Annotated in this window: 35 protein-coding genes and 1 riboswitch; of the genes, 6 read left to right on the top strand and 29 right to left on the bottom strand. The window is 35.0% G+C overall.

The features are described from left to right. Nucleotides 1-77: 77 nt before the first annotated feature. The 13 genes from LG329_RS16475 to LG329_RS16415 all read right to left on the bottom strand — a co-directional run bounded on the left by LG329_RS16475 (nt 78) and on the right by LG329_RS16415 (nt 8,396). A complete protein-coding gene (locus tag LG329_RS16475) occupies nt 78-641 on the bottom strand; it encodes a GNAT family N-acetyltransferase (RefSeq protein WP_404451918.1) in 564 nt (187 codons plus the stop codon). Between the two features lie 323 nt (nt 642-964). Continuing rightward, nucleotides 965-1,390: a MaoC family dehydratase gene (locus LG329_RS16470; RefSeq protein ID WP_404451917.1), complete on the bottom strand. Its 426-nt coding sequence runs from the start codon at nt 1,388-1,390 to the stop codon at nt 965-967. 452 nt (nt 1,391-1,842) lie between these two features. Continuing rightward, complete coding sequence (locus LG329_RS16465; RefSeq protein WP_404451916.1) at nt 1,843-2,664, bottom strand: hypothetical protein; 822 nt, start codon at nt 2,662-2,664, stop codon at nt 1,843-1,845. Between the two features lie 352 nt (nt 2,665-3,016). After that, nucleotides 3,017-3,529, bottom strand: coding sequence for a hypothetical protein (locus LG329_RS16460; RefSeq protein WP_404451915.1), 513 nt, complete (start codon nt 3,527-3,529; stop codon nt 3,017-3,019). A gap of 93 nt (nt 3,530-3,622) precedes the next feature. Continuing rightward, nucleotides 3,623-4,087 (bottom strand): hypothetical protein, encoded by a 465-nt coding sequence (locus tag LG329_RS16455; protein WP_404451914.1) that lies wholly within the window; start codon nt 4,085-4,087, stop codon nt 3,623-3,625. A gap of 39 nt (nt 4,088-4,126) precedes the next feature. Beyond that, nucleotides 4,127-4,303, bottom strand: a complete 177-nt coding sequence (locus tag LG329_RS16450) for a hypothetical protein (RefSeq protein WP_404451913.1) — start codon at nt 4,301-4,303, stop codon at nt 4,127-4,129. Between the two features lie 39 nt (nt 4,304-4,342). Next, the gene (locus LG329_RS16445; protein WP_404451912.1) at nt 4,343-4,882 is read right to left on the bottom strand and encodes a dihydrofolate reductase family protein; all 540 of its coding nucleotides are present in this window, start codon (nt 4,880-4,882) and stop codon (nt 4,343-4,345) included. A gap of 171 nt (nt 4,883-5,053) precedes the next feature. Beyond that, nucleotides 5,054-5,242 carry a hypothetical protein gene (locus tag LG329_RS16440; protein ID WP_404451911.1) on the bottom strand — a complete coding sequence of 63 codons (189 nt, stop codon included), beginning with the start codon at nt 5,240-5,242 and terminating at the stop codon, nt 5,054-5,056. 56 nt (nt 5,243-5,298) lie between these two features. Continuing rightward, on the bottom strand, nt 5,299-5,700 hold the full coding sequence (locus LG329_RS16435; protein WP_404451910.1) for a hypothetical protein: 402 nt from the start codon (nt 5,698-5,700) through the stop codon (nt 5,299-5,301). Between the two features lie 120 nt (nt 5,701-5,820). Next, the gene (locus LG329_RS16430; RefSeq protein ID WP_404451909.1) at nt 5,821-6,180 is read right to left on the bottom strand and encodes a hypothetical protein; all 360 of its coding nucleotides are present in this window, start codon (nt 6,178-6,180) and stop codon (nt 5,821-5,823) included. Nucleotides 6,181-6,273: 93 nt separating this feature from the next. Beyond that, complete coding sequence (locus tag LG329_RS16425; protein WP_404451908.1) at nt 6,274-6,453, bottom strand: hypothetical protein; 180 nt, start codon at nt 6,451-6,453, stop codon at nt 6,274-6,276. A 441-nt stretch (nt 6,454-6,894) separates the two neighbouring features. Beyond that, nucleotides 6,895-7,707: a DUF899 domain-containing protein gene (locus tag LG329_RS16420; RefSeq protein ID WP_404451907.1), complete on the bottom strand. Its 813-nt coding sequence runs from the start codon at nt 7,705-7,707 to the stop codon at nt 6,895-6,897. 224 nt (nt 7,708-7,931) lie between these two features. Further along, entirely contained in the window at nt 7,932-8,396 is a 465-nt protein-coding gene (locus LG329_RS16415; protein ID WP_404451906.1) for a hypothetical protein, read from the bottom strand. A gap of 216 nt (nt 8,397-8,612) precedes the next feature. On the opposite strand from LG329_RS16415, the gene LG329_RS16410 reads away from it, so the two are divergent. Continuing rightward, the gene (locus LG329_RS16410) at nt 8,613-9,242 is read left to right on the top strand and encodes a CGNR zinc finger domain-containing protein (protein WP_404451905.1); all 630 of its coding nucleotides are present in this window, start codon (nt 8,613-8,615) and stop codon (nt 9,240-9,242) included. A 230-nt stretch (nt 9,243-9,472) separates the two neighbouring features. Here the strand turns inward: LG329_RS16410 and LG329_RS16405 are convergent, their stop codons facing one another. From LG329_RS16405 to LG329_RS16395, 3 genes are all read right to left on the bottom strand, one after another. Continuing rightward, nucleotides 9,473-10,015 (bottom strand): DUF4269 domain-containing protein, encoded by a 543-nt coding sequence (locus LG329_RS16405; RefSeq protein WP_404451904.1) that lies wholly within the window; start codon nt 10,013-10,015, stop codon nt 9,473-9,475. Nucleotides 10,016-10,397: 382 nt separating this feature from the next. Then, nucleotides 10,398-10,469, bottom strand: coding sequence for a putative holin-like toxin (locus LG329_RS16400; RefSeq protein WP_404456725.1), 72 nt, complete (start codon nt 10,467-10,469; stop codon nt 10,398-10,400). Nucleotides 10,470-10,877: 408 nt separating this feature from the next. Further along, nucleotides 10,878-11,069, bottom strand: a complete 192-nt coding sequence (locus LG329_RS16395; RefSeq protein ID WP_404451903.1) for a hypothetical protein — start codon at nt 11,067-11,069, stop codon at nt 10,878-10,880. A 275-nt stretch (nt 11,070-11,344) separates the two neighbouring features. Between LG329_RS16395 and LG329_RS16390 the strand changes: the two genes are divergently transcribed. Both LG329_RS16390 and LG329_RS16385 read left to right on the top strand, forming a co-directional pair. Next, nucleotides 11,345-12,253, top strand: coding sequence for a sulfotransferase domain-containing protein (locus tag LG329_RS16390; RefSeq protein WP_404451902.1), 909 nt, complete (start codon nt 11,345-11,347; stop codon nt 12,251-12,253). 25 nt (nt 12,254-12,278) lie between these two features. Beyond that, the gene (locus tag LG329_RS16385) at nt 12,279-12,533 is read left to right on the top strand and encodes a hypothetical protein (protein ID WP_404451901.1); all 255 of its coding nucleotides are present in this window, start codon (nt 12,279-12,281) and stop codon (nt 12,531-12,533) included. 366 nt (nt 12,534-12,899) lie between these two features. Here the strand turns inward: LG329_RS16385 and LG329_RS16380 are convergent, their stop codons facing one another. The 6 genes from LG329_RS16380 to LG329_RS16355 all read right to left on the bottom strand — a co-directional run bounded on the left by LG329_RS16380 (nt 12,900) and on the right by LG329_RS16355 (nt 16,835). Then, a complete protein-coding gene (locus tag LG329_RS16380) occupies nt 12,900-13,133 on the bottom strand; it encodes a hypothetical protein (protein ID WP_404451900.1) in 234 nt (77 codons plus the stop codon). A 153-nt stretch (nt 13,134-13,286) separates the two neighbouring features. Continuing rightward, nucleotides 13,287-13,814, bottom strand: a complete 528-nt coding sequence (locus LG329_RS16375; protein WP_404451899.1) for a cupin domain-containing protein — start codon at nt 13,812-13,814, stop codon at nt 13,287-13,289. Between the two features lie 202 nt (nt 13,815-14,016). Further along, the gene (locus LG329_RS16370) at nt 14,017-14,184 is read right to left on the bottom strand and encodes a hypothetical protein (protein WP_404451898.1); all 168 of its coding nucleotides are present in this window, start codon (nt 14,182-14,184) and stop codon (nt 14,017-14,019) included. A 737-nt stretch (nt 14,185-14,921) separates the two neighbouring features. Continuing rightward, nucleotides 14,922-15,278 (bottom strand): glyoxalase superfamily protein, encoded by a 357-nt coding sequence (locus LG329_RS16365; protein WP_404451896.1) that lies wholly within the window; start codon nt 15,276-15,278, stop codon nt 14,922-14,924. Between the two features lie 276 nt (nt 15,279-15,554). Further along, the gene (locus LG329_RS16360) at nt 15,555-16,031 is read right to left on the bottom strand and encodes a DinB family protein (RefSeq protein WP_404451895.1); all 477 of its coding nucleotides are present in this window, start codon (nt 16,029-16,031) and stop codon (nt 15,555-15,557) included. Between the two features lie 432 nt (nt 16,032-16,463). Continuing rightward, complete coding sequence (locus LG329_RS16355; protein WP_404451894.1) at nt 16,464-16,835, bottom strand: hypothetical protein; 372 nt, start codon at nt 16,833-16,835, stop codon at nt 16,464-16,466. Between the two features lie 136 nt (nt 16,836-16,971). Here LG329_RS16355 and LG329_RS16350 point away from each other — a divergent pair, with 136 nt between their 5' ends. Continuing rightward, nucleotides 16,972-17,085, top strand: a complete 114-nt coding sequence (locus tag LG329_RS16350; RefSeq protein WP_404451893.1) for a YjcZ family sporulation protein — start codon at nt 16,972-16,974, stop codon at nt 17,083-17,085. A 673-nt stretch (nt 17,086-17,758) separates the two neighbouring features. Here the strand turns inward: LG329_RS16350 and LG329_RS16345 are convergent. From LG329_RS16345 to LG329_RS16325, 5 genes are all read right to left on the bottom strand, one after another. Beyond that, nucleotides 17,759-18,253 (bottom strand): DinB family protein, encoded by a 495-nt coding sequence (locus LG329_RS16345; protein ID WP_404451892.1) that lies wholly within the window; start codon nt 18,251-18,253, stop codon nt 17,759-17,761. Nucleotides 18,254-18,469: 216 nt separating this feature from the next. After that, on the bottom strand, nt 18,470-19,057 hold the full coding sequence (locus LG329_RS16340; protein WP_404451891.1) for a DUF1062 domain-containing protein: 588 nt from the start codon (nt 19,055-19,057) through the stop codon (nt 18,470-18,472). A gap of 608 nt (nt 19,058-19,665) precedes the next feature. Beyond that, a complete protein-coding gene (locus LG329_RS16335) occupies nt 19,666-20,538 on the bottom strand; it encodes an SMP-30/gluconolactonase/LRE family protein (protein WP_404451890.1) in 873 nt (290 codons plus the stop codon). A gap of 631 nt (nt 20,539-21,169) precedes the next feature. Then, nucleotides 21,170-21,520 (bottom strand): VOC family protein, encoded by a 351-nt coding sequence (locus LG329_RS16330; protein WP_404451889.1) that lies wholly within the window; start codon nt 21,518-21,520, stop codon nt 21,170-21,172. Between the two features lie 170 nt (nt 21,521-21,690). Next, nucleotides 21,691-21,951, bottom strand: coding sequence for a S8 family serine peptidase (locus LG329_RS16325; RefSeq protein WP_404451888.1), 261 nt, complete (start codon nt 21,949-21,951; stop codon nt 21,691-21,693). Nucleotides 21,952-22,211: 260 nt separating this feature from the next. Further along, a riboswitch (Fluoride riboswitch) is annotated at nt 22,212-22,274 on the top strand. 69 nt (nt 22,275-22,343) lie between these two features. Here LG329_RS16325 and crcB (LG329_RS16320) point away from each other — a divergent pair. Both crcB (LG329_RS16320) and crcB (LG329_RS16315) read left to right on the top strand, forming a co-directional pair. Continuing rightward, nucleotides 22,344-22,730 carry a fluoride efflux transporter CrcB gene (crcB, locus tag LG329_RS16320; protein ID WP_404451887.1) on the top strand — a complete coding sequence of 129 codons (387 nt, stop codon included), beginning with the start codon at nt 22,344-22,346 and terminating at the stop codon, nt 22,728-22,730. After that, on the top strand, nt 22,727-23,086 hold the full coding sequence (gene crcB / locus LG329_RS16315) for a fluoride efflux transporter CrcB (RefSeq protein ID WP_404451886.1): 360 nt from the start codon (nt 22,727-22,729) through the stop codon (nt 23,084-23,086). Before crcB (LG329_RS16320) ends, crcB (LG329_RS16315) begins: the two co-directional genes overlap by 4 nt. A 375-nt stretch (nt 23,087-23,461) precedes the next feature. On the opposite strand, the gene LG329_RS16310 is transcribed toward crcB (LG329_RS16315), so the two are convergent. Continuing rightward, nucleotides 23,462-23,638 carry a hypothetical protein gene (locus LG329_RS16310; RefSeq protein ID WP_404451884.1) on the bottom strand — a complete coding sequence of 59 codons (177 nt, stop codon included), beginning with the start codon at nt 23,636-23,638 and terminating at the stop codon, nt 23,462-23,464. Nucleotides 23,639-24,201: 563 nt separating this feature from the next. Next, the gene (locus LG329_RS16305; protein ID WP_404451883.1) at nt 24,202-24,633 is read right to left on the bottom strand and encodes a hypothetical protein; all 432 of its coding nucleotides are present in this window, start codon (nt 24,631-24,633) and stop codon (nt 24,202-24,204) included. Nucleotides 24,634-24,936 lie beyond the last annotated feature (303 nt).

Here is a 24,936-nt window from a genome sequence, read left to right as displayed (position 1 = left end):
AATGTTCTGGAATCGCGCCCGATAACAGAACAATGGGCGCATTTCAATATTATTGAATTACGTCCTGTAAAGCCTGTTTATTTTGAGTTCAAGTAATACACTAGGTTATCGGTCCACTCATCAAATTCAAATATAAATCCTTTCCTAATGCATTCGAATTCCATTCCTACGCTTTCCACTAATTTGATGGAAGGGTTATTATCAACATTTATATTAGCTTCAATGCGGTGGAAATGGAGATTTTGAAAAGCGATATTAAGCGCTTCCTTTACTGCTTCTTTTCCGTAACCTTTGCGCCAATATTGATTGTGAATGGTATACCCCAAGAGTCCCCACTGAAATTCGCCTCTCATAATCGTGCCAAATTCAACCTTACCAACGTGTTTTTGATCCGACTTACGAAAGACACCAAAAACATACGCTTCGTCCCGGTCAGCTAATCCTTGAAGTTTTGCAACTACATCGTCATTGAATTTTTTCTGCGTCCATTCACTCAAGTCCATTTTGTCGTCATCGTATTTATACTGTGAAGGAAATCTATTACGACAACCTTCCAGCCACTGTTCGTAATCCTGGTTCTGTAACGGTCTTAATACCAATCTCTCTGTTTCTGATTGAAATTTGACTTCTTCCGTTTTCAATGTGGCAGCTCCTTAACATAGATTTTTTCCCTAAAGACAAATTCTTCTGTGTCAACGTAATTTAGTTTATATGCCATAAGACATCACACCTTTCGATTCAAACTATATAAACATCATACCATTGTTCAATTACTGTACCCGTTTCTGGAACTATAATGTTCAAAATGTAACTAGGTAAATGAATGATGCAGAGACATACTTACTCACGTAAGATAAATAGAACAAAAGCTGTTTAGCATTGGGTTATTATTTAGTCAATGAGGTGGTGGGGATTAGTCCCTCCACTTCGCTTTAAAGAAATAAGATTACTTACAAATTAACCTTCATAGCTTTATCAATACGGTTAAGTCATCCTCAAAAACTTTTTCTTCCTTATCAGTGAAAGTAGATAACAATACCGTAAGGAGACCTGTTTCGTTCTTTAATGCTTTTTTATCAATTACCTCAACAATGATATGTAATTCATCATCGGGATACACTGGCTTTAAAAATCTAATATTATTCATTTTTGTTCCAGCAATAACATCCTCACCATATCTACCTTCTTCAACCCATAGCTTAAATGAGATGGCTAGTGTATGTATTCCGGAAGCAATGATTCCATTAAATCTTCCCTGATTTGCTTTTTCCTCGTCTAAATGCATATATTGGGGATCAAAATCACCTGCAAACCTCACAATATCCTCTTTTGTTAATTTATATGATTTCGTTTCGAACACATCTCCAATTGTAAATTCATCTAACTTCATACAAAACACCTCTTAATTATTAGTTAATACTAGTTCTTATTTTATTTTAACGCCTATTATTAATAGTTGGTACTAATTTTTGTTTTTTTGTTCAATTACCCTGCAGTTACCAAAAAGATCCCGCCACTTTAATATTCAAATACTCTAAATAGAAATCTCGGTTATTCAACAAAATGGCCCTCGTATAAATGCAAATAGAGCGCAAATCCTTATTCAGGAAAAGCGCTCGATTGCGGATCAAGTTTTATGATGGTCCAAGATTCCTCTCTTCAAGAACCCCCACTATCAAACAATCTGGTCCATATGCGGTATTGACGCCATTCCTTATTAGTAAATAGCCCCCAATTGTGTAACCGTTGTTAATCACCTCAATCAAAATGAATAAACCTTTCAAGCGTTGCTCAATGATTTTCCAAATATTTATCGTTGTCATTCTTTAATCAAAAATATCATTAGAATCTCAATTCTTTTCTTGAAGATACATTTATATTTGTTAAATTTTTATAAATCTCACTTTTTTCTAATTCAATGTGTTCTTCTTTGGTTAGATCACTCATATTAGGCTGAATAGAAATTCTTTCGACATTTTTTCGATGTTCTTCTTCATTGATCGAAAATTCGTCCAAATAGCCATCAACAGTTGTAGTTATATATTTTTTCACTTCCGGATTATTCATTTCTTTTATATACCTGAACTTGGGTATGTATTCGTAAACTGCAACCACCTGTCTATATTGAATAAAACCAACTTCACCAAGATAATTTGCTGCTTCTTCTATGTCTTGTTTTGTAATCTCTTCTTCAACTCCATCACGATACCTTTTAGCTTTTTGTTCAAATTCACCGTACATTTCCTGTATACGTCCTTGTAGTTCTAACATTAAATCAATTCTTTCAAGGCAGTATTCAAAGACATTCTTTTCCTCTGAAGTTAAATGATTACAAACTTCTTTTAAAACATCCATCAAAAATTTCTGCATCAGAGTATGTGGATACATATATACATTTACCCTTTTTTCAGCATGATCTACAAATAAATAGGTTAGTACGGAGAATTCCAATAATGAGTCAAACGCTTCCAAATACTCCGTTTTTCCAGCATTAGAATTCGGCGATACTACTGCACAACCGGTTATTTTTTCTCCTCTTTGATAATTCACCAAAAAATAATCACAATTATTTATTCGAAAGGATCCCGGATCAATGATGAATGACTCTAAAAATTTTTTATGTTTCTTAGCCTCTTTCTTAACCGATTGATGATTATAATACACAGAATCACTCTTTTCTAATATTTAATTTAGGTTAACAGAAATGAGCAAAAACGTATGTCTATCAACTAAATAACCCCTTGTAAATACTTTAGTTACCCTTGTTATTCCGTTGTTAGCCGGAACATTAACCACAAGGTATAAGGACTTCCCTCTATATCCTTTGATGTAAACTTTAATTCACTTGTACCGACAGCAATTCGAAAGCTATTTTCAGTCTCATTAATTAAAGAAGAAACCCAACGTCTTAAGGTAAAGTTTTTATTTGTATCAGACTTCCCGTGTGTATAACAACCGATTTAATTTCCACTTATAGGTAAAAACTTCGCTAATATAACCAACACGACTCCCCGCGTCAATGCCACATAAAATCGTAGCGCTGTTTGGCGCATAGAGTATAGAAATCACGATTCTCATATTTTGATTTTAAATAATCAATCCGTTTTTCAACGTATTCTTGGGCCTCTTTAAGAGAACCATGTACCTTTGTTTCATTTCTATCCATGCTTTTCCGATTCATAACAATATCAGAAGGTTTATTAAAGTTATGAAATATAAATGTGCAGTATTGGTCTTCTTTTTGACCGTAATCAAATGAACTATCTGCTTCGTCATTGTTTTCAGGGAGTAGTAACCATTGATTATCACGATAAATTGCAGTTCGTTCTAATATCCACAAATTTGTGAATCCCATTTCGATTTCTTCATTCATATGATTAAGAATTTGATTTATTTCCTTCCTAAACATGAGTATAGGGAGTAACAACTTTTTTCGATTTGTCAGATAGACAAAATAGGAGTTTTCATTTTTCTGATCAATAAATTCTTCAATTTGTTCTGAAACTTCCATTAGAACTTTTTCCTCCATAACATTTCTCCCCTTATATTATATTTCACTCCATACGCTTACCATGATTTATGACGTAACTTAGTTATTGTTGTGTTGCCCTTATCTTTATAATTAATGCCACCCAAAGTCGTAAAGATGTTTGGCAACCATCCCGTACACTACTCGGTTCGGATAATGTGATTTAAAGTAATGCATCCTGCTTTCCATATGATCTAATGCTTCTTTATAGGAATCATGTATTATAGTTTCTTCATCCGGCATATAAAGTTCATTAGTTGAAGGACGTATACTTTCAAAGAAAAAAAACGTACGGTATTTCTCTTCTTTAATGCGTCCAAAATCATATCCCTTGTTTGCTGCATCATCGTTATTGGAAAAAGTAATCCATTTTTCATCTTCATAAATCGCAACGCGCTCATATATCCATAAATTTGTGTATCCCATTGGAATGATATCCATTTCATCTAGAATCTGATTAATCTCTTTCCGGAACATTTTCAATCGCTCATTTCGATTGGTTAGATACACAAAATACGAACGATCATCATTTTCATTGATTAATTGCCTTTCAATCATATAGATTCACATCCTTTTTCACTATATTATCATTAGTTTTCAACTAATCGGGTTGTTCTCCTTTTGAAGAAAAAATATTACCGTAAAAATAACAATAATGATAAATCCAATGTTTTCAATAATTTCATTATCAACTAGTTTGTTAAAAATGTAAGCTAAAGTTCCTGCCGTTAAACCCGATAATATAACTCTTAATATACTACCTTTAAAATTCATAGCACCCTCCTCAACTCCTGCACCAGTTTGTTGAAGAGCTTAACTTAAAGTTTTAACTTCATAGTGCAGTTCAACAAATTGATTAAAGCTCCTCATTCCTTTCAACGAGAGGTCTAATTGATAATCTCCCTCTCTAAATAACGGAACTCCTTTACCGAGTAAAGATGGGGAAACCGTTATGATTAGTTCATCAACCAATTTTTCTTGTATAAAAGAATGCAACAATTCTCCTCCACCAACAATCCAAATATTTTTCCCATCTTGGCTCTTTAGCTTATCAACAAATTCATTTACATCGTCATTAACAAATTTTACATCTTCGGTATCCTCAATAGAGGACCTTGTAAACACATAGCATTCTTTGTTTTTATATGGGAATTCCTCAATATCTTGTTTCATTACCCAATCGTAAGTCCTTTTACCAAGTAAAACCGTATCCACCGTTTCATAAAACTCTGAAAAGCCGTTATCACCTTCACCTTCGACATTGTAAAGCCACTCAAGTGACTCGTCTTTTGTAGCAATATATCCATCTAAACTCGAAGCAATAAATAATACCAAATTTCGTTTTTTATCCATAGAACCCTCCACTAAAAGAGAATATATGTTCGTTTTTAAATGTAACAAAGAATAGTTCATTCTTCAACTCTACTGCTGCTTTAGTGGAACAAGGATGCAATTTCTTATTAAAGGAAAGCACCTGATAGTTTAAGTATCTTCTTTCACAATCCTGTATTTGCTAACTGAAAATTACCTTTCACAAGATACTGACCAATTGAAAGCTAATAAATCTAAATTCTTTTCTGTAATAGTTCCATTACTTTTCACACAAGTGCTTTTTGCCTCTACAAATCCGCTATAGCTGGAAGCAATTCCGATAGTCAACATAGCCAAAACCATTAACCCAATTATCCAATTCCTTAACCTTTTTGACTTCATTGACCTTACACCCCTTCTGAAATATCTATTTCTTATACAACAAGGAAAGTTCCTTTTTAGTGTCTTTCAATACTTATCACATCATTGGATGGAGTAAGGGGTCCCTTTTCCTCTATTGAAAAGTCAGATCCTTGACGCTCTATTTCAACATATTGAACGACTTTATCTCCTTTAAGGAAGACCAATAGGTATATATCGTCTCTGATATCGATATTGCTTGGGTCTTTGAAATATATACCTAATTGTTCTTCTATACCTTCTTGTGTACTATAAGGCGAGAAAAGGAAAGCGTTTTCCCATTCGAAAGTCGTCAATGATGTTAAACCTAGCTCATTTTTATTTTTATCCTCAACAATAGAATAAATGGAATCCTCTAATTCTGTATTATGTATAACATTACTTTGGCTACATCCTACTAATAATAGTAAAAGAAGGATAAAAACAGCTATTTTCTTCAAAATAAATCTCCTTTCCCCGAATCTAAATCTAATAAGATGTTTTAAAGGGGCATCTTATTCCACTAACCTACTGCTTTACTTGAATAAGAAATAAGCGATTCCCTTCTTGAAGATTACACCCTATAGTTGAAGAACGATGCTCATAACTATTTCAAAAATTATAGAACATACTAATGTCCATATTGTTTGTATATGTACAAAAGAACTTGCCACACCACAATGTTTTATGTTGGCTATACTTTTAGCAACTTTTAGATTAATTGGCACAAAGAACAAGGAAAAAAGAATTCCACCTGATAATGAAATACAAAAATGAATGAAAGCAAAGTTAGCAGTTAAATCTGCCACTACACCACCAATTATAAAAAATGGAAAACCTGCCCATATAAAAAAGGTTAAAACTAATAGTATTGATGCCATAATAACTAACATAAAGTTATTTTTAAGCACGCTTAAGTAATTTTGGAAATAGAAGCTCATAATTATCCCCCACTTCTATGTAAAAGGTTATTGAAATCCTGCTGCGTTAGTAGAATAGTCCTTTATCTTTATTGAAGTAAAGCTACCCTATTTTTAATCACGTTTTTTCTCTCCATAGTTTACCCAGAGCCAAAAAGTAGTTACCGCAATAATAGGTATAAAAATTGCTATTCTTTCAAGAATTTTTGAGTCTTGCATTAAAAAAAGTAACATTAATATTCCAAAAGAAATAAATACAATAAAGAACTTCTGCATACCTTTCTTTTTATTCATTCTATCACTCCCTGTTGAATAAGGTTATTAGTTTCTTACGCAATGAAGCACCCTGTTAAATGAAGAATAATCTTATTTATTTGAAGGTATAACAACAACCACCCCAATCAGCAAAGTTGTCTAAGCATTAAAGTGGTTGTTCCGTCTAATCCTTGAAGTACCTTAATTTCGTGTATGAAAGGCAGCGATAACGGATACGTTAGAACCGATAGTTATGTATAAAGATAAATAAAAAATCGCAAGTGCAAATATTACATTAACTTTAACATAAAATTCCATTTATTATCTTAAAAAAAAGAGGACCTTTGATTAAGGTCCGCTCGACATCTTCAACTCTGCACCAGATCGTTGAATAAGAAAAGAAGCGCTTATTCAACAAAAAGCGACCGTTTCTTAAACATCTGTTAACTAATTTTTATATATATTTATGAACTACATTGATTACAAATCGCTCTTTCTTGAATTGCAACAGGAATCCGATTCAAAAGAGTGATCGTATTCGTCATGACGGCGTAGCCATGTCTTGCCGTTGCCGTCACTGCGTCCAGAAGGCTGTTCCCAGTCCTCCTGCCTGCCAAGAGCTGTTAAATCGAGATAGTTGAAGGTACCAATTATTAGGTCAGTTCCACGGGCGTAAGTCGTATACGAGTGAAAAATTCTTTCACCATCGCGAAGAAAGGTGCTAACGCCAGGCACTTCCATTGACTGACCGGAATCAACGGGTACGCCCATCTGAACAAGCTCATCCTTGGTCAAGTAGTTGTATTCGATTGGAACGACGGATTCGTCCAGTGTAACGTGAAAGTCATAGTTAAAGTCGCTATCGTAGGACGAGTACCAAGGAATGTTCCAACCCATGCGTTCCTTGTAGCGTTGAAGCTTGGGAAGTGGAGCACGGGATATCAGAGCTAGTGACGTGTTGCGTGCATGAAGGTGGGCGAGATGGCCGATGTTGTCCGCAGCCAGCGAGCAAGCAGGACAACCTGCTTCCCAATCAGGATCGAACATGAAGTGATGCACGATAAGTTGAGGACGCCCTTCAAACAGATCAAGCAAACGGGTCTTACCATGCGGACCATCTAAGACATAGTCCTTATCAATCTCTACCATTGGGAGTCGGCGACGTTCGGCATTCAGCGAGTCCCGCGCCTTAGTGAATTCCTTCTCTTTGGCCAGCAGTTCCTTACGAGCCACAAGCCATTCATCACGTGACACTACATTTGGTAGTTGCAGATGATTTTGCGTTTTTTTCATATCATCTTCTCCCTTCTTTATTTTCTTAAACTTATCACAAATGATGGCTATGAAATTCTTTTCGATTGCTAAAAATACTTTTCCTTTTACTCTTTCGACAATCTTTATTAAACTCCTTCTTATTCCAATTAAATGGTCATAATACGAAAGATGGGCGCTTCTCCTTATTAAGGAAAAGCGCCCTATTGCAGAAGATCAAAGGTCAATCTTTCAATGAAAGCTTTTTAACTATTTTTGACCACTTTTAACATTTGCCGTATAGCTCCGAGATGATATGCTGAATGAGCCAAAGAACCTGGAATTTCATTGGCAAGTAGTTTATTCCATTCAGTAACATCAATTGCTTCCAAAAGTGTTAAGTATTCATGTCGTAATTCTTCCTTAATTCGATTCCATTGCTTTTCATCCACTAAATTAATTTTCCAACTTTCTCCCCAATCCATTTTTGGCTGCTTACCGTCTTTCAGGATGGCATTCGTTCCCCATAAATAAAAGCGGGTATGGTCAGCGTGAGCCGCAACCGTCGTCCCGTTAACCGCAATTGAAGCTTCATTTGCGGTTAACTGATCAAGAGTCCCGAAAAGTCCGCTGTTTGGCCGTGACTCTGTGAACATACTTCCTTCACCGGGCGGTCCTTCAAATGTTTCTTTCACCATTTGTCTTACTGATGTTGATAACGAATGATTCATTTTATCCCCTCCAATTTAATCGTTTCACATTCAAATCAAAATTTATTGAGATTCATAGCCTGAAATATATAACCCCCTAATTAATTTTTGATGGTTATATCGTAAATGATTTGAATTTAACTGTCAATACCACTTATGATGGTTATAAGTAAAATTTCAAGATTATCCTGTAAGGGCTATCAAATACTAACGAGTAAAACAAAGGAGAAAATAACCATGACTGATTTAAATAAAAGTATGGATGTATACTCGCATGACTTGCTCGCCGGGCGTTTGTGTTTGGATTTTGCCAATACGGTGAGCTGGCACGATGGTAGTGAGGAATCGAAGGAGTGGCTGACGAGTTATGAAAAGTTGGTAAACTGGAGTTTTCATGCTGATATTCTTAAGGAGCAACAAGTACATCAATTACTCAACAGAGCAATGGATCAGCCTTCTGAAGCAAAAAGGGTTCTTGATGAGGCAATTGAACTCCGGGAAGCGATCTACCGCATATTTAGTTCGATTTCAAATGATGAAACGCCAACCTCTATTGACCTTTCAATTTTGAACGAGGCATTAAGCAAAGCATACGGGATGTTGCAAGTAGTACCTGGGAAAAATCATTTTTCATTGGAATTTAAAAATGATCAAAAAACATTAGACGGGATGCTTCCACCAATCGTTCAATCCACTGCCAACATTCTCATTTCGGAAAAAGAACTAAAAAGAGTAAAAAAGTGTGAGGGGACTCCGTGCGGTTGGCTGTTTATGGATACAAGCCGAAACCGTAGCCGCCGCTGGTGTTCGATGGAAGACTGCGGAAATCGTGCAAAGGCGCGTCGGTTTTATGAACGTAAAAAGTAAGGACCATATCAAGGTATCTTTAGGGAAGCGTGTTACCTTACAGGTTATTTGTATTTGGTATGGGCTTTACTTTAAAGATTTTCTTTATACTTAAGAACTGCTTTGAAGACTATCTAATCAAAGTTGTTGTTTGTTCAAGAAAAAGGGCGTTTTTATCTGACAATAAAAGCGCGCCTTATTCAGAAGGACGCCTTGTTCGACAAACGCACCTTATTGCTGCATAGTTTGCCTTAAAAGCCTTTTGCTACTATACTCTTCTTTATTCCGAAACGAATAAGCCCTTCATAGGAATCTCCCGAAATCCCCAAAAGCTTACAAAAGGCTGGTTCTGTCTTGTAACCTTGCTCCTTAAGTTGAATTACTTGTCCTTTAAGACTTGGATCTTCCATTAGTAGTTTATGCTCGATAACCATATGTAAGTATGCAGTTTGCTCATGTACGGGCTCGGATTGGCCAAATAATTCAAAGTCAAAATGTTTAAAGACAAAATTCGCTTTAACCACTTCTTGTCCCCGGATGTTGGTTCGCTTAATCCTGAACTCAGCTTGATTATCATACAGATTGTATATTTTTTCTCCAAAACTGTTCAAATCATTTGCTTCCATGATAATATCCAAATCTGATCCTTTAACGTCAATACCAATTGGCACAGTTCCACATAAAACAGGATTATAATCAATTAAATCATTCATGATATTCAGTTCATGTATTGCAAAATAAGCACTTTGTTGCCTTTCATTACCCTCTTTCATGCAATCTAATAAATTGATCATATCACCACCAACCCTTTTTTTCTTTCTATGAATCATCCAAAAAATGCATGATTATTTATTCAAGAAATACACCCGTTTAGGTAAGACTCACTACGTATAATTAAAGTTATTCCTTTAATTCAATTATATCTAAACACCAAATACTGGATTTCATCTGTATAGAAACTATTACCTTTACACATACTCTGTTAATCTTACCACTTCGTACTGACAATAGTATTTAATTCATTTTTAATAAGTGATATAAATGACATACTTACCTGACTATATATGTAAGACCACTATATTAACTTTGGTCTAGAGACAAGCGGTTCTCCAAGGGAGTCCGACTACTCTAAGCGGATAGACCTCCCACAAAACTTTTCTGGGTAAATAGGGAGGTCTATTTTCTATTGATTAAAGTTATGACCAACGCAATTAAGGTAATCAACAAGGAACCAAATCCAATTAGCACCTTGAATAATTCATATAAACTCACCTGGCACCACCTCCGTTCGAAAGGCTAGCCTGACATCCCTTGATGAACATTATCTACTACTAGTATATTAATCACATTTTCTATTGGTAACGTACATTCACACACGATGCGTGTCCATTTTTACAATTGCTGGATTAATAAATCACAACCTGTAAAAAACATAGAATAGGTATTTTTGCACATCCCCTCGAAAAGGCGGAATAAGCGATTCCCGAAAAACTAATCTCCATACCTATCACTAATGCAAAATAGGCGCTTCCTTATTATTCAAGAAAAGCGCTCGTTTGTAGTATTGATAATACAGTCTAGTTCCCTAACGTTTTATTCCTTTTCCCCATGTTGATCATTCATACAAACATCATATCCGTTGTCCGAATATGATACTTAAATAACGTCTGTTTCTCGAGGTGTATAAGTTTCATCTTTTTCATCTTCTTCATCTTTTTGGATTTCCCCATGTGTACTGTATTCATGACTGTCACCACATGCAGTCAATAATACACAAACAAAAATAATAAATCCTGTTCTTATAAAAAGTTTTATTAAAATCCATCTCCCTCTTTCGTTCTTTTTCACCCATCGTATCATATCCTATTGTCTGTATACTTTATATAGTGGCAGTCACTTTCCGGTATTTTTCGAATTTTGCCGGAATTAAGAGGGGATGATTGCTGGTATGTGGTGCAGAGAATGGTGTTTACCGGGCTGGAAGGTTATTACGGTATCAACAAAGGAAGATTTTCTGAACCCCGAAACACTTGGGCGTCAGATGGTACAATATTGGATTTATCAAAAGCATCCCTTTTGCTATAATGGCAATAAGAAATGAATTACGATGGGAGCAGGAACGTATGCGAACAATCTATTTACAAGTTGGCTACCATAAAACGGCCACAACATTCTTACAGCAATATATTTATCCAAAGCTGAAACAGGTTAATTATATAAAGCAGAAGCAAATAAAGTCTTACCTGCAGGATATACGGCTCCGTCACCTATCAAATACAAAGGTTGAAGAAATAAGGAGCTATGTGGATAGCTTTGATAACGACAATCCAATACTGATTTCGTATGAAGGATTATCCGGTAGTCCGTTTGCTCCAAGGAAAACGAAAAAGCAGGCAAACATTTTAATTGGTTTACAACGAATTTTTCCGGCAACGGAATATGATGTCCATGTGATTGTAGGGATTCGATCGCAGGTGGCACTCTTTACATCTCTGTATATCCAGCACATCCATATGGGAGGCGTCCTGGATGCATACGGGTATTTAAATTACTGCAGGAATAATGGTTCGCTTCAAAGTTTAAATTTTCACAACTACTTGCAAAAGGTGGAGAAGACGTTTGGACGCGATCGATTATATGTAATGATTTATGAGGATTTCAGGCAAAATCCTGCTGACGAAATACGAAAGCTGCTGCATTTCATGGGTGAGCGGGAAATTCCGAAATACAGCACTAAAACAAGCGCTCGTAAATCCAACAAAAGTTACGGTGTGGCACAAGTGCGGATTGCCCGTAAACTTAATAAATATTTCAAATCGCGAAGTAATCCAAAAGGACGTATACCGACCATAAGAATTCCGAAAATCGGCAATCTTGCACCAAGAACTTTATTGCAAACCAGGATAAGCTACACATTGCACTATAAGAAATATGAGCTACCCGAAGATATTCGTGAGTTACTAAAAGAAAGGTATGCAGAAGGAAATAAAAAACTTGCAAAAAGATATGATTTGGAGCTCCCGGATATATGAAATAAAAAACAGGGAGATGATAAAAATGGGAGAGCATAAATATTTAGATACAAAAGTGAGAATATGGGCAGCATCTGATTCTATTCGATTAAAAGTTGAAGGACATGATCAACCAATGTATGTACCTAAAAATAGCGCACCTTCTAAGCATTTACGAAAATTAGTCGAACGTGATGAGATTACAAAAAGCAATAAAAAAGAGAATGACAACATTGAAAATATGCTTTCAGAAACCTTTGAAGAGCATAATGGTGTATTCCGGAGATTAAATAATAGATAAATAAGCTAGACAACTTGGAGGTAGTCATTGCTAGTACTTTACCGTTAGTATTTATATTAGGTGGCATTGGAGCATATACTTTATCCCCTAACTTAAGAATTTCGACCTCTCTTATTGAAACAAGAGCATTTTGATGGTTTATTTCTTCAATTATCCCTATGAAGTTGGGTTATCTGATTTGTCTATGTCAAATGGATTACACGCAGATAATAAACCAATTAATACAATTGTGAATAAAATAAAAGATTTTTCATCCAAAATAAAGCCTCCCTAACACTTCTTCACTATTCCATTTAATCGCCCGATACATTAAAAAAGCGCTTTCCTTTATTCCAGAAATGCGCCCGTTTGCTTAATGAACTGATATTACTTATTCTTTAGTTCTGTTATGTCATTTTGTAACCATTTAAGAACACATTCTTCATCTTTAATAATCGACGTTGCCAAAATTGCTCCAATATAGACTGCTACTCCACTAACGAGTATAAATAATATAGATTTATATTCGAATTCAGGGATAGCAAAACTATATATAGACAAAACAATTATAAGAAAAGCAATTGTAAACAAACTTTGTGGTGGATTTAATTTTTTACTCATTTTCATCACCCCTTCACGTATATCAGTGCTTTACTGGTTTCATTTTAACATAACTTTACTCCATTAACTGACCCTTATAAGCAATACAAGCGCTTACCCTTATTCCAGATAAGCGCCCTATAATTGAGCAACTCATCTATGATTGTACAAGGCTTAAATTTGAAACCCGATTGCACGTGCCAGTCGTGCCAATCCCCCGAATACTCCCCTTTGTAAGAAGATAGGAGGTCCTACTATATATCCGTCTATACACTCCCACGCCATCCCCAACCATAAAGGATTCCAAGGTATGCCTTTGGAATTTAATTTGTTTTGTTTGGTTAATTTATGAATAAGACTGAACATGTTCCAATGATTTCCTGGTGGTCGGATTTCATGAATAGCTATCAACCGATCTTTACTCTCGTTCCAGAATTGATGCACCTGTTTGGGAAGAACCTTAATATGTTGTCCAGGTCCAAGAAGCTGCTCCTCGCCATCTACTATAAAGCGCACCTTCCCTTCCTTAACCGTAAATGATTCCGTCAGAATTGGATGCCAATGAGGGCCGTTCATAGCACCCCGTTTCAATACGAGATGTTCAACAATTAAAAATTCCCCTTTTTTATCAGTGCCTCGACCTAAAAAAGTAATTGTTGTTCCGTCTGGATGAACGAGTACCTCTTCCGTTGGCCTATCCATTTGAATCCCCCTTTATTCAGCAGTTTCCATTATATCTCCTAATTTAAATTATTAAACATTATATAGAGGTTTGGTTATTCAATTATCTCGCCATTTAAATGAATGATCGCTAATCTTTATTCCTGAAAAGCGCCCTATTGTTGCAGTTCGGAACAAAAAATTATTAAAATGATTCCTGAGAAACTTTCCTAATGTTAATTTCTCAACTCTTATTTTTGAGATCTTTTATTTCCTGTTCTAAAACCTCCACTCTTCTTTCTAATCCTTTGTTTGGTATTGATTTATTAATAGTACGTACAGTAATCCAGAATAACAATACAAAAATTGCTAACCATAAAAGTATAGGAAGTATTGAAAAAAAGGTTTCCATAAATTTTTTACTCCTTTATATCTGTTTTATATCGTTCTTAGCTTTACAAACCTTTCTATACAACCCATTCCTATGCTTGTATACTACCTTTTATATTTATTTCTAACCAAAATCGCCACAAAATTTATGTAAAAAACGTAATCCTTTACTCCAGAATCACGCCCGATTGCTTAGAACAATATCAGATCTTTAACACATAATTTAATGATTTCCCTGTAATTTACTATTTACAATATCTTTAAGTTTAGGGAATCTAAAAACCATAATAAGCGTTAGCAATATAATCACAGACAACGAGCCTAAAACGCTATATTCAAAATCAATCAAATCAAACCAATTTTTACTTGCCGAAAACATTACAAGAAGCATTAGCAAATAAGGAAAGAGCATCATACAATAAAATCCTTTGCCTTTTTCAAATTTGAAAAGAACATTCCACTTATTCTCACCCATATTAAAAGTCTTTTTCAATATCGTGAAAAGTAACAGTAACATTCCAACGTAAAACACAGAACCCATTATATTTAACAAAATATAAGAAAAGACAAATAGAAGTAAGTTCAAAACAATATTCACCACCTATAATTCAGTAAAGTCCTTTTCCACAAAATAACCTTTTTTGTTCAGTATTGGCGCAATCGCTTATTAAACAACTGCGCCCGATAATGGAAGTTCGGTTTCCATTATCTACGTTTTACAGTTATTGCAAAAACGTCTCTGTTAGTTCAATCAGATTTTTATAAACGAGTACATATGCGTAATTGATTGTCATCAGGATCTACGAGTGTCATCATGCGAAGCCCTTCAAGATCCTCATTTGGGGGCTCAATAATCCGAATTTCTTTTTTGCTCTTTAATTCTCTGTACCAATTATCAACATCGGGAACAAAAAAGTGAATTAATCCACCTACCTGGCAATCTCCAGTATGTTCAGTCAAATAAATAGTCATTTCATCCTTGCTGATTTGAACAAAAACGGGAAAATGCGGTTCAAATCGATGTTCCCAATCAATTTGAAAACCCATTCCCTCCACGTAGAATGCCTTACTTTTTGTATAATCAGTTATGCGTAATGCAGGAATCACTTTTTGCATATGGACGCCTCCTCATATTAAGTCTTACTCCCAATCAATGAATTGTATTATCCTACCTGCCCTATTGCTTAATACCAATTATTCCAAAACAAGTAATCCAATTTAATTACTTTAACAAAAAATTATGACACCCACCTTATTCCAGAAAGGCGCCCTTTTCTTGAACAAGTTCTAATTCTTAAAACTCCATATGATTTTTATTCTCATTAATAATAATCCAGTCGTTTTTGTAAAATCCCATATGAAATTCAAACTTATGACCACTGGGGTCAGTGTTTACTCAAATAATCCTCTGTCAATGAGATTCGCCGTAACAGGCTTCCGTCCTATATCACGTGACCACACAGATAATTGACCGATGTGGTGGATTTCGTGGGCGATGACATGGCGCATGATTTCTCCGTGTCTGAAGCTAACCGTTTCACCATTGGAATCAGTTTCCGTGAGCTTCCGGTATTCCATTTCGTTTGTCCACGATGTCACAAAGGGCTCTACCTTCTTGTGATATTGGCTTGAAAGGTCTCGGACTTTGGATAAGCTAGCGTAGGTTTCAAAAGATGGTTCTTCAGGTTCGGGTTTACCTTGTAAGCCGCAAATCCAACTGTATTCAACATCTGCGATGTGAAAAAGAGTGTACAGAACACTCCCAACTCCTCCTACCCGTTTTTTTAATAAATCTTCTTCCGGAACATCTTCGCACCATGTAAACCAATCATCGCGAACTTGCCAGTTATATTGAAACAGTTTCAACATCACAACAACCTCCATTTTTTATAGACTAACAATTAATATTCAACAAAATACTTCAAAATCCTTTTTTAAATAATAAATCTAAAAAAATCCTGTTAAAATCCTTCAAAACTGGACCTTAAATGCAACTAGGACGATTTCGTTATTACAGAAAAGCGCCCGATTCTTGAAGAATTCACTGCCTACACTTGCTCTTTCCTCAACGTCATACAATTGACCCTATTATCCAATATTTCAATAAAATATGTAGATTTTCTGGATCCCACTAATCTAACGAGTGCATAGTTCGGTAAAATAAAAAAAGCCGATTTCCTGTAAGAAAATCAGCTTTTTTAGGATGAAATTCGCGTAGCGTACAAAATAAATGTTGGCGGTACCCCAACCGAAAAAAGATTCTAACAAAAACTTTTATAATCATTATTAAGGTGACTCTCACTAGTATCCATACCAAGGATAATAAGGATAACGGAATAATCTTCTAAACAAACGGAATGGGAAACGGCGTCGACGGAAACGACGAAATCTTCTTCTACGAGGACGTCCGTAATCATCGTAGTCGTAGTCATAATCATCATATCCATAGCCAAATTGCCTGTTTCCTTGTTCTTCATCAATCTCTTCAGGAACTAACATAGTAACGCTGTCCTCATCCATACCTTCGATAATACCATCAAATTGTGACCCGTCGTTCATTTGCGCTATAACATGGTAATTCATATATATTTGACACTGTTGTTTTACATCGTCTCCCATAGGGCGGTGATCTTCCTGAACTTGATCAGGATTCATTGGAATGTTGTTTTTCACTTAAAAAATCCCTCCTTCTTTTACACTCTTAGGATATTCACATAGTTTGGCCTATGTTAACGTATATTTTTGTCCAAACAATCTTAACCTTGCCGCATAATTTAATAGTAGCTATATTGGGAGGGAGGGATTTTAAATGAGTGATTATCAAGGTGATTTTCACAAGAAAGACAACAATTTTGCATTAATCGTTGTCCTGTTTATATTGTTAATTATTGTAGGCGTTTCTTTCGTAAAGAAGGATTACTAATACTACTTTGCTGATACTACACCCGTTTTTGATTTTAGAGGTAAGGTTTTAAACCTCAAACATTCAGGCTGTTTACATCATATAGCTCCTGATCAGAAAAGTCATAGGTTTCTATGACTTTTCTGGTTTTTCAATTTCAACTAATCCACTCACAATGCCCTTGATGTAGTATTTATCACATGACGAATCCACTGTTATGTAATTTTCTAGTTGTTCCGGGAGGGTGTATCGCTCTATTGTTGTAATAAGCTTACGTTCTAAAAAAGCCCTCGTTTATTGGATATGATACTTCTGAAGCCACCCGTTACTTGAACAAAGCAAAGGCTCTTTTAGAACAACTTCTCATACTTCAAGAGCGACCTGTTATTTTTTTAAAACTATCCAGGTTGCTGAACCAATACGCTACTAAATTCCCTCCGATAGTATACTAAGTAATATATTTCTGATATTAATAATTATAGAAATCCCCAAAGGAAAAGTGCACTACCTTGATCGGAAAAAGATAGTTTTACTTACTGATCATTGTTCTATTCGGATCTAGTTAACATAGTCTCGACTATAAAAAGGGAATTCCATGTAACCATCTTCTTCAACTATATGGCCCTATTCAAAAGGACGCCTTGTAAAACAAGCGCGCCCTATAATGGAATAACTGTAAAGCTAATAAAACTTTTTAAAAGCTGCGTTTCTCTGGCCAAGCTCCCTGCATTTTACTAAGGAATACAATTTGCCCAATATGATATGCGTCATGCAATGCTAAACTCTTCAGTTCAAGCACTAATGAATTATCTTCTCCTAGGATCTGTCTATACAAATCTTCATGTTCTGATTTTGCTAGTATTTTTCCAAGTTCACGATGAACATAAAAGTATTCTTGTTTTGTTTCCTCCCAATTTTCTAACGTCTCAGTTGGTAATCGAAATGTAGATTCATTATTTTCTGCCTGTGGTTCATTCGCTGTTTCACCAAGAAATCGCAGCAAAAATCTCTTTTCATAGAAACGTAAATGACAAACTAATTCCCAAATGGAATTCATTGCCCCATCAGCTGGTTTCCAAATTGCCTGTTCAAAAGTAATATCCTCTAGCACTTTTTCAAGTGGTGGAAACCAGTCTTCTTCATCTAAGCAGCTTGCCCATTGTTGTAACAAAAGTGTCTTTACATCCATTTTCTATTCCCTCCAATTTAATCCCTTTAATAGATAATCCCTTTGGTCATAATTCATTTGCAGTCGTGTTGTTCTGGCATAACTTACAATTTCAAGATGAACCATCTAATTACCTTCCTTACTCCACAATCATGGCCATTTCCGCAAGATAAGACGCCGATTCTTATTCCAGATAGGGCCCGATTGCTCTAATAACAATGATATTGGACTATTATGTCAACCTTCAACTTTGTACCAATCACCTATGACTGTAATTTGTAAATCATCTATAACTTTGCTCTTCATATTAATGTTTGGATTTAATAAAATAGTTCCATTCTGAGACAATTTATTTACTTTTGACCTTGAAATGCCAAAGATTTCTGCTATTAGTTTATCTATTCTAAGACCAAAATCATATTTACAGCAAAGTTTAATGGTAACGTCGTTAAATAGTGAATCGAGCTTTTCTTTTCTTAACTCGTATCGTATATCTGTATTTACATCATTACATAGTTTTCTTAATTTGTTGATTTGAAAAGCATAGTACCAAATTGTCTCTTTATCATTATTCATAAACTTTTGAATTAGCATAGAGTCAATTTTATTAATATTTACTCTCGATAAAATAGGGTAATTCCAAGTTCCCTCACAATGTATACAGTTATAAATTAGCCAAATATCAACTATTTTCTGATTCGCATTTACTCTGAATTTCTCACTACAATAAAATTCTCTGTTCGTTTTACATTTACTACAATTTCGTTTTATATAAGGTGTTTCCTGAGCAATGATCTCATAAGTGAATAAATTATTAAAACTCATACACCAGTTCCTCCTATTTATCCAGAGGAACGCAAAAAACGGTTGAATGGAGAAAGATTTCCAATTAAAAAAACGGAATACCTTACAGGTATCCCGCTGGAAGTAAAACAACTGACTATCCTGCGTTCCCTGTAATGGCTAAAAATAGGCACACTTCTCCCGTCATTGAACTAATGTTCAAAAAAGAAATGTACTATTTAGTTACTAAACCATTACAAGTATGTTGGCAAACCAGTTCCACCTTCCGTATTTCTCCTATATATAATTATACCAATATTATGCTATATATCAATAATTATGATAATTCAGGAGTATTAATATTGGCTTTCCCTCCCCACTCTACATATTCACCGCTATATTCCTTTTGGCAAGCAGATAAAATGGTGAAAAGAAAAACATAGCAAATATTCAATAATCTTATCTTACTAAAGGGTACATGTGCGGCAGTTAGTTGAAGAATGAAATTAAAGGCTAACCGGATGAACTCGTTAACCTTATAAAACCAGTGGCCATATAGTTGAAGAACTATTTTAATTTCCTTTAAAGAAGATACTACTTACCCCCTGGCCGTACGAAAGCTAGTACTACCCCAGACACTATTGATTAAATCAGTATACGTACGGGATAGAAGTTAGTCCTTGTACTCCCACCTGGCATGAGAATAATGACCCGGCCAATGGTTCCATTTTAAGCTTATCGCTCTCTACCCCTTCACGCGCTGTTGTAATATAGAGTGTTTGCATGTTAGCCCCTCCAAATGCACAACTTGTAACGTTTGAAACAGGCAAAGTAATTGATTCAACGATTTTACCCAAATTGGGATCAACACAAATGACTCGAGAACCTCCCCAAAGTGCTACCCATAATCGGTCGTTGACATCGATGGTCATTCCATCAGGAGATCCTTCAATATCATTTAAATCAATGACGACTCGTTCCTCTTTAAGTTCTGTTGTCTCTTTAGAAAATGGATATGACATAATTTGATTCGTAGGGGTGTCAATGATGAACATCGTATCAGCTGCTTGATTCCATGCAAGCCCATTAGAGATGCTTAAACCATCTTTTGCTTTTTTCATTTCTCCGTTCTCATAGACAACATATAGATTCGCCTTTCCTCTAGCTCCATCTTCGCTCATGGTACCCACCCAAAAACGATTGAACGGGTCACATTTTCCATCATTAAAGCGCATCGTCTTTCCAAGATCAGCTAATGAAATAATCTCTTTAGATGCTTCGTTTGATTTATCAAATAAAATTAACTGATTCCTTGTTGATAGGAGGAGCCTCGAATCTTTTACTTTTACAACACTTGTAACGTTAGAAGGAAATTCAATATCATGTAAGGCTTGACTGGAAGGGTCATAATTGATCAGCTTATTGTTTAGAATATCTACACATAATAACCGATTTCGTTCCTCATCCCATAATGGTCCTTCTAGTAATTGACCTGCGTATTTTCTTTCTAACTTTGCTTCCACTGAGTATACCCCTTTCAATGTTATGGCTGGTGTTGAATGAGAAAATATTTGTTGCAGCGTCGCTACGTCTTTATGTCGTTTATAATGAAAGTAACCAAATGTCTTCCACATGGTATGAGTCCCTATATCATCGCGATCAATCATCTTTCCTGCCTTGACTAATGCCTGGTAAGCCTGTGTATCGCTTATCGGTCTACTCCCTTTCCTACTAAATAGTCCTCGTCAGCCATTCCTTTAATGTATAACGCTATCTTAAAAGGAAAACATTGCTAAGTCAATGTTTTGAATGTATCCGTATCGTTTTTAAATATCAATTTATTATTTAAATTGCGCAGTTTTGATAATTATTTTGCGTGAACAAAAAAGAAAAGCGCAAGCGCCTTGGTCAGCCCCGGCAAGTTTAAGACGAATCTCTTAGTAATGATTTTTATCACAAAGAGATTTGACTTAAAACCTCTGGCGGGCTAGGGCGCTTGCGCCAGACAGATAAACGCCAAAGTTTTATACTTTCTTTCCTTGAAATAAAGGATCATCCATATTAGTTCTGTCTAACATGGATGATCCTTTTATATCTATTAGGCAAACACACCCTATTGGGTAAGATCATGAAATGCCCCCTCAACTCATTCATTTATAAATGGATTAAAATATTGACAAGTTTCCCGAACGGATCTCTAACGTAAAAACGCCGCACACCCCATGGCTCATTGGCTGGTCCATACTCAATTGGAATTCCTGCATCTTTTATGCGAGCTAGTGCATTATCTAGATCATCAACTTCAATTGACAAATCAGGTACCGGTGTCCCAGATCCACCTTCTGAAAGGAAACTAATTTGAGTGTCCATTTTCTCATGCGAGCCATAGGTTGCAATAAATTCCAGATTCATTAATTGATCAAGTCCAAGTACTTCCTCGTAGAAGTACCTTGCTTTGGTAATATCCTGTGTTTCCACATTCGCAACAATTCGTTTAACCTTCATTCTTACCACCTCCCATTTTCTATTAAATTCTACAATCACTACAAATAATCCTTGTTACATATCTAATTCCCCTCCAGGAATTGCCATTACATCAAGTTGTTGTGTTGGATCCTTGTCAAATGTCCATGACATAAAGTCTACATTTGATGTTTTCTCAAATGCCCCTGCCTTCATACATAAATCTGCCGCCCGCAGTGTTTCAGGGTTTGTTGAATTCCCAACAAAATTGCCATTGATGCAGTTGTTGGCGTGCGAATTGTACTCCTTTTAGGACCGCTATTCCCTGTTGCGACAACCGAAACAACACCTGAAAGCATGGCATTATTGATTGCGAAAGCGTCTGCGGCTATTTGTGTGTTATTTATGCTTCCAAGTGATAGGTTGATAATATACATCCCAGCGATTACCCATGAAGTAGCAACCTCTACCATAAGCACCTAATACACGGTACGCATATAAATCTACTTTTGGAGCAATATCTTTTATCCCAAAATTGGTATGACAATTCCATTTTTCCTTATATAACAAAGGTTATTGGATTTTAACATATGAATTAACATACGAAATCGCAACCAAACTCTCTTACTGACAAAAGATATTGTCAACGACGAAGCAGTTTAGTACAATAAGATAGATTGAATTATAGTTTACAGATTCCAAACAATTATCAATAATTTAGCCTATAATTACTAAGCGAATAGGTGATGGAGTTTACCATAACTGCCTGTATGAGGCTGATGACTCCTGCCAAAGATAAAGGGATACCTATGTCTTTTGGCAGGAGTCTTTTTATTTTCAAATGTTAAACAGAGAGGTGATTTGAATGAATTTATTATTAGTGATGATTGGTGGTTTTTTTGGGGCTATATCTAGGTTTGCTTTGGGTGAATGGATACATACAAACAATGGATTTCCTTTGGGTACCTTTTTAATCAACCTCATTGGATGTTTTATTCTAGGGTGGTTTCTTACATTCGTCAGCCAAAAGGAAAAAATAAGTCCTGAGTTTACCCTACTAATTGGAACAGGATTTATCGGTTCCTTTACGACTTTCTCAACCTTTTCGGTGGTGGCCCTTAACTTATTTCAGAAGGGTCTTTTGTTAATGGGAATACTCTATGTGTTGGCTACCACAGTGTTAGGGTTAGTGCTGGCATACTTAGGTCGCAAATTAGCTTTATCAAAAGAAAGAGCAGGCGATGCAATATGATTTGGGTTATAGGAATAGGTGGTTCTTTAGGAGCCGCAGCTAGATTTATAGTAGGTAACTTGATTAGTAAAGGGACTCAAAAAGTATATCCTTTTCCAATGGGGACTTGGATAATAAATATCACAGGTTCATTTTTACTTGGGTTAATTATTCAGCTTCACCTTTCAAACCATATCAGCGAATTGTTATGGCTTTTTGGAGGTGTAGGTTTTTGTGGTGCATTTACAACTTTCTCAACCTTTGGGAACGAAACAATTACTCTAATACAATCAAACAAAATTAAATTAGCTACCATATACGTTGTTACATCAATTATAGTAGGTGTGATTTCAGCAATGATTGGTTTTTACATTTAGAATATATAAAAAATAGCTTAATTGGGCAAAAATCTCTTGTGCTAACTGGTGCATTAGTTGAGTTGAACAAAACAATATAAAAATACGAAACACTTAGACATTAAAATGTCCAAGCGTTTTTGGTTGCTATTTATACTGTTATTCGTGGTGCTAATTATAGTCCTTTTTAGTGTAATTAATTGTACTGTTTTTTTATTTTTTCTCCACAGTAACGAAACTACTTAATCTAATATGTGTGGTCTTATTGTAGTTTTAAAATTTATCAAGTCCTAAATCATAAAAAGTCTTGTTCAATGAACGCGCCAGTTTAATGAAGATCAATTTAGTGATTTAAAGCAATAGAATTTCATTTCCACATATGTATATTTAATGAGACTAATTAATTTGATTCCGCTTCCTTTTATAAAAATAAAAACAATTAAATACACTGGATAAAGCTACAACAAGCCATAACCACTTTAAATCATAGTGATTGTTAAAAGAAATAACACAATTGGTTACTAGTAAAATAGCTGCGATTATCGAAATTATAAACCTTGTTTTATTAGACAATCTCTCACCACCCAAAAAAGTAAATAGTTTTCCGGTTAAATGTTAACGTAAATATATTGAGGTTAATATTTTTTAACCAAACTACTTTTTTTCAATATAATGGCCCGATTGTTGAAAGATAATCAGACCGCACTCTTAAAGTTAAACAAGAAATTTATTTATTGCATCTCCTGAAGGACATCTAATAAAGAATGCCGAATGGGTGAGGCAATAACATTCTGATAACAAACCATATAATAGCAAACAATATAGTTAAGTTTAGAGTGATGCTTAATGTTTGTCTGTACCTATTTTGAACTTTGGATTTGGGATTGGTGAAATCCCATCCAATCCTTATTACAAGAATAACTGGTATTAGAATAAGGTTATAAACAGAAGACTTATCTAAAAATTCAAGTGCAATCATTATCGAAAAAATTGCAATATAAGTAAAAACATTGTCACTCTTTTTATCAACGTTTTCGAAATAATTATCAATCGCTACAAGGTATTTCTTCAAATAATCCCTCCAAACAATATTGAAAAGCAATTGAACAATCGTTCCCATTCATTGAATAACAATTTTATTTCATTCTTTCCAAAATTAAATAGTCCTTTGTTTTAAAAATCGTTATATCGCGTTTCTCTGCAAACTCTATTAAATGTTCATACGCTTTTGGGGTTTCAAGCATAGCTAATCTAATGTTGATTCCTTTATTTACTTTTATAATGGCAGCTTTTTTAGACCAGCCGACTCGTACAAATTTTAGTTGATTTATTTGGTCAGGATAAATTTCCTTTTTTATAATAGATTTATTGAATAATAATATTTGATATACTAAATGGTCATCGTGTATTTTAAACTTAAATCGAAGAGAGGCTAATCCAACAGCTAATAGTAAAAGTAATAAGAATAAAGACAAAGATCCTCCATAATAATCTACTAACACATTCCATAATATGACGATAAAAATAGTAATAAAAATTGACAGCCGTTGCGGTATTACATTATACACGATTTACCTCACCTCCTTTTTCTTACTCAACTATTATGCTCTGATACTTGAATATGGAAGGAACTTTGTCGATGTTCCAGTAATGAAGCTATTACTTTAAGTACATAAGTTCACATTCAAAATAAATTTTGAATCAATTCCTTTATTCCTTCAAAGATTGCCATTCCAACCACAACTCCTAAAACGATTCCGCCAAAACTTGCTTCCTTTTTCTTTGTTTTCTTTTCCATAGTAATTCCTCCTAAACTTTTCTACCTTTATCAATTACAAAAATTTAAATAGGAATTATCAATAACTGACTAT

The sequence above is a fragment of the Virgibacillus necropolis genome, from assembly GCF_044793635.1.
GTDB lineage: Bacteria > Bacillota > Bacilli > Bacillales > Amphibacillaceae > Virgibacillus_F > Virgibacillus_F necropolis_A.
This window is presented reverse-complemented; position numbering and strand designations above follow the sequence as displayed.